Origin of the sequence: Microcystis sp. M53602_WE12 (assembly GCF_030065455.1) — a bacterium.
Taxonomy (GTDB): Bacteria; Cyanobacteriota; Cyanobacteriia; order Cyanobacteriales; family Microcystaceae; genus Microcystis; species Microcystis aeruginosa.
In genome coordinates this window covers 1-4,455 of record NZ_JASJFB010000490.1, presented here as the reverse complement: position 1 = coordinate 4,455, position 4,455 = coordinate 1, and the positions used below count along the sequence as shown (strand labels likewise).

General features: G+C 48.3%; 4 protein-coding genes and 1 tRNA gene. 1 reads left to right on the top strand and 4 read right to left on the bottom strand.

The window, feature by feature from the left end:
• Positions 1-143: 143 nt before the first annotated feature.
• Positions 144-956 (bottom strand): 5'/3'-nucleotidase SurE, encoded by an 813-nt coding sequence (surE, locus tag PX482_RS16310; RefSeq protein ID WP_043995738.1) that lies wholly within the window; start codon positions 954-956, stop codon positions 144-146.
• Between the two features lie 56 nt (positions 957-1,012).
• On the opposite strand from surE, the gene PX482_RS16305 reads away from it, so the two are divergent.
• Positions 1,013-1,085 (top strand) — tRNA-Arg (locus PX482_RS16305).
• Positions 1,086-1,202: 117 nt separating this feature from the next.
• Here the strand turns inward: PX482_RS16305 and prmA are convergent.
• The 3 genes from prmA to PX482_RS16290 all read right to left on the bottom strand — a co-directional run.
• Positions 1,203-2,099 (bottom strand): 50S ribosomal protein L11 methyltransferase, encoded by an 897-nt coding sequence (prmA, locus tag PX482_RS16300; protein WP_002763313.1) that lies wholly within the window; start codon positions 2,097-2,099, stop codon positions 1,203-1,205.
• A 380-nt stretch (positions 2,100-2,479) separates the two neighbouring features.
• Positions 2,480-4,057: a phosphoglycerate dehydrogenase gene (gene serA, locus PX482_RS16295; protein WP_002763312.1), complete on the bottom strand. Its 1,578-nt coding sequence runs from the start codon at positions 4,055-4,057 to the stop codon at positions 2,480-2,482.
• Between the two features lie 196 nt (positions 4,058-4,253).
• Positions 4,254-4,455: hypothetical protein (locus PX482_RS16290; RefSeq protein WP_288122686.1), on the bottom strand; the 202-nt coding region annotated here is incomplete at its 5' end.

The following is a 4,455-nucleotide window of genomic DNA, read 5'->3' as shown; positions in this document are numbered from 1 at the left end:
GCCAAGCTTTTCTGGTCGGAACCCCCTAAGCCGAGTTTTCAAGGTGCTGCGCCGTCCACTTGGTTTTCGAGACTGGCCTTTTAATTCTAACGTAAAGCCAACCTAGAACGGCGGGGTTTCAGACCCAAAATTTCCGATGATCCTCAATCAAACCAAGAATTTCCGTACAAATGTTGAAAACCCTGCACATCAGTTAAATTGTATTGTAGGGGCGTGATGGTGATAAAATTCTCGCCAATAGCGCGCACATCCGTAGGCACTTGCGGGGGTAAATGGCTGTAGTCCGGTTGTTCGATATCTTCCACCACTTCCCCAATTAACCAGTAATAACTTTTACCCCTAGGATCCAGTCTTTTCTCGAAGGTTTCCTCGTAGCGTCGCAATCCCTGCCTAGTGATTTTCACCCCCTTGATTTCGGCACTACTAACCGGAGGGACGTTCACATTGAGTAAAGTGGGAATAGAAAAAGGGTTAAGGGCAACTTTCCTGACTAAAGTGAGGGCAAAATCGGCGGCCGGTTGGAAATCACAGGCTTTAAAACTAGCCAGACTAACAGCAATACTGGGAATACCTTCGATTAAGCCCTCCATGGCCGCGGAAACCGTGCCAGAATAGAGGATATCGGTGCCGAGATTAGACCCGTGGTTAATGCCGGCTAAAACTAAATCGGGACGCTCTTTGAGGACGGCACTAAGGGCAAATTTCACCGAATCGGCGGGAGTTCCCGAGCAGGACCAAGCAATCACATCGGGGTGAAAAATTCCTTCCACCTGTTCGGCCCGGATGGGATGGTGTAGGGTTAAGCCATGACCGGTAGCAGAGCGCTCGCCGTCTGGACAAACTACGATGACTTGATGGCCCGCAGTAGCGAGGGTGTTAGCGAGGGTGCGGACTCCTAGAGCGGAAATGCCGTCATCGTTACTGATTAGTAGTTTTAAAGGGCGATCGCTAGTCATGGAAATTTCTGCTCTACTGCGTCGGCTAGTGGTATAATGTAATAGTATTTTATTGTGGGTACGTAGCTCAGAGGATAGAGCACCAGGTTCCGGTCCTGGGTGTCGGGGGTTCGACTCCCTCCGTACTCGTTCAGAAATCAGGGGTCGGTATTCCCCCGGTTGTGCTGCTCCCCGCTCGCCAAAATGGGTAAAACCCCACACCCCACACCCTACCCCCACGAAAAACTTTTTGCCGCAAACCCGATACTAATCCACGGTGCGACGAATTTGAAGACCACACCATTCTTGACGTTTCCATAGGGCAGCCACTGTCCAGCCTTGGGGTTCTAAAATATCTGTAACCGCTTGTGCTTGGGTGACGAGGATGCCGCTTAAAATTCCCCAAGTGGTGGGTTTTGCCAGACGGGTGATTGCGGGCATTAAAGCGATAATTGTCTCGGCTAAAATATTACAAACGATGCCATCAACACCATCGGGAATTAATTCTAACAACTCCTCGACACTACCCTGATTAATAGCTAAATTTTCGGGGTTAATCCCGTTGAGATGGCGATTACTGCCTGTCGCACTCACCGCCAGGGGATCTATATCGACAGCATAAACTTTTTTCGCTCCTAATAAAATCGCCCCGATCGCCAGTATGCCGGAACCACAACCGATATCGGCGATAATTTTATTCTCTGGATGGCTACTTAAACGCATTTCTAGGGATTCTAGACATAATTGCGTGGTTGGATGCGTTCCCGTGCCAAAAGCGGAACCGGGGTCAATTTTAATCACCAATCTCTGGTTATTTTCGGGGGGATTTAACCAAGCAGGACAGATCAAAAAGCGATCGCCGATCTCGCTAATTTGCCAATGTTGTTTCCAACTGCTGGCCCAGTCTTCCTCGTCCATTAACTGCCAATGGCTGACAGGTTCGGGAAAACCTAAAATCAAAGCATCTTCCTTTAAGCAGAGGCTTAGTGCCTCTAAATCGGGCAATTGCGCTTTAATTTCTGGTATATAGGCCTTAACCTCTAAAGAGGATTGTTTTTTAGCAGTGGCCGTTCCCGAACAGCCAAAATTTTCCAGTCTCCAGAAAACCGTTTCTTCGAGACTAGGTTCGCACAAAACCGTAATTTCCCACCAACTATTAGACATATATCAGTGATCAGTGATCAGTTATCAGATTTGAGTTTTCAGTCAACAGTATTAAGTAGGTGGGTGGAATTAAATATAAGATGAACGTAGGTTGGGTTGAAGCATGAAACCCAACGCCCGCATGGGTTACGCTACCGCTAACCCATCCTACAAATAATTGTACCTCCCTACTTAAGTGGCAAGTGCGGAGCTTTCTTTTCACTGATTACTGATGAAGCTAAGACGCATTTAAACCGCTTATTCTTAGATTAGCCCCCCTTGCCCCCCGACCCCCCCGATGTCGGTAGTAGGGTTGATTCATGAATCAACCCTACCTTGAATCAACCCTAGGGGGGGTGGGGGGTTGCCTCTTGCCTTCAGAAGCTGATAACTGATTTAATCTAGAGTTTTACTGTGTAAGCATCGCGGATACCGGGGACTTTAGTAATTTCCGAGAGAAGACCTTCTGGTAGAGGATCATCGAGACTCAGGGCCATAACTGCGTCACCGCGAATAATTTTGCGTCCTACCTGCATACTGGCGATATTGACATTAAAACTGCCTAAAAGTGCGCCAATTTTGCCGATAATACCGGGCATATCCTGGTGAAGGGTGAATAGCATATGATTACTCGGTGGCACGTTAATTGGGAACTCATCGAGGTCAGTAATGCGGATTTCTCCGTTACTTAACAGCGCTCCGGTGACGGAATGGGTCCCCATGGAACCATTGGCTTCCAAATGAATCGATCCCGAATAGTCCCGGGTGGAAGCATCCCGGGTTTCGATTACCCGGATACCGCGTTCCTTAGCTTCGATCGCCGCATTAACATAGTTTACCCGTTCCCGGAGGGCTTGGGAAAGTAAACCCTTAATTGCCGCCACCACCAGAGGTTGACTGTCTTTAGTGGCCAATTCTCCCTGTAAACGGACATTTAACGAGTCACAGCGACCTCCTGCCAACTGACTGACGAGATTACCCATAGTTTCCGCTAATTGCAGGTAAGGGCGCAGTTTTTCCATAACATCGGGAGTTAGTCCGGGGATATTAACGGCCGAACGCGCTGGCAAACCGAGGAGGACATCGCGAATTTGTTCGGCCACATCAACAGCCACACCCACCTGTGCTTCCGTAGTCGATGCGCCTAGGTGGGGAGTGAGAATGACGTTAGACAATTCTCTTAATCTAGATTCGCCTAAAGGTTCCTGTTCAAATACATCCAAGGCTGCCCCGGCGATTCTACCGGATTCGAGGGCTTCAATTAAAGCCAACTCGTCGATAATGCCGCCTCTGGAACAGTTAATGATGCGGACCGTTGGTTTCATCTTAGCGATGGTTTCCCGACCGATGAGATGCTGGGTTTCGGGAGTTTTCGGGACGTGGAGGGTGATAAAATCGGACTCAGCAAAGAGTAATTCTAGATCCACCAAGGTGCAACCGAGTTGATCGGCGCGTTCTTTGGAAATAAAGGGATCGTAGGCGAGAATTTTCATGCCTAGAGATCTAGCAACGGCGGCGACGTGGGAACCAATTTTACCTAAACCGACGACTCCTAGGTTCTTTTTATAAACTTCTGTGCCGATAAAGCGATTTCTTTCCCATTTATTCGCTTTTACCGACTGATTGGCATCGGGAATATGACGGGAGAGGGATAACATCATGGCCAAGGCGTGTTCGGCAGCGGCGATCGTGTTACCTTCGGGAGAGTTAACGACAATAATACCCTGACGAGTGGCCGCAGGAACATCGATATTATCGACTCCTACCCCCGCGCGGCCGATAATTTGCAGTTTGCTGCCCGCTTCGACGATTTCTTTGGTGACGCGGGTACTGGAACGGAGCATCAGTGCGTCGTATTCGGGGATAATTTGAATGATTTCCTCGGCGGATAGTCCTGTTTTCACGTCCACTTGGGCAACCTGTGACAGAATTTCTACTCCTACCGGATCGATCGAATCGGATACCAGAACTTTGGCCATAATCTTTATAACGTGCTTTTTTCAGTCTACGGGCAAATGCTAGACCAATATTCGGGTCTAGCCGCAATAGCCCATTTTAGAAGCAAAGGGTGCAGTCTATGGCAAAATTAGCGAAAAGATTTTAGGTTGTCATTCTTAATTGTCGTCCATGGGGTTGATGTCAGGCTCTTGCCGTTGTCACTGAGATATGGCTAATTTAATCACGGTGGCGATCAAGTTTTCCGCTTCTTTTTCTAGGGCCTTTTCTAGGGCTGCCATTCAGCAATTCCAAATTCAAACGGTAGTGTAGGATACAGAATTGATTTCGCTTCTGTCCCTCAAAATAGAGTGAACGAGTTGCCCATTGGGTTTTGCAGGAATGGAAGTCCAAGATTTGAGTTTTATAGGGATGCTGAGCT

What these genes read in the sequence shown, in the direction of transcription:
- surE (WP_043995738.1), bottom strand. Translation starts at nt 956, where the DNA reads ATGACTAGCGATCGCCCTTTAAAACTACTAATCAGTAACGATGACGGC.
- prmA (WP_002763313.1), bottom strand. Translation starts at nt 2,099, where the DNA reads ATGTCTAATAGTTGGTGGGAAATTACGGTTTTGTGCGAACCTAGTCTC.
- serA (WP_002763312.1), bottom strand. Translation starts at nt 4,057, where the DNA reads ATGGCCAAAGTTCTGGTATCCGATTCGATCGATCCGGTAGGAGTAGAA.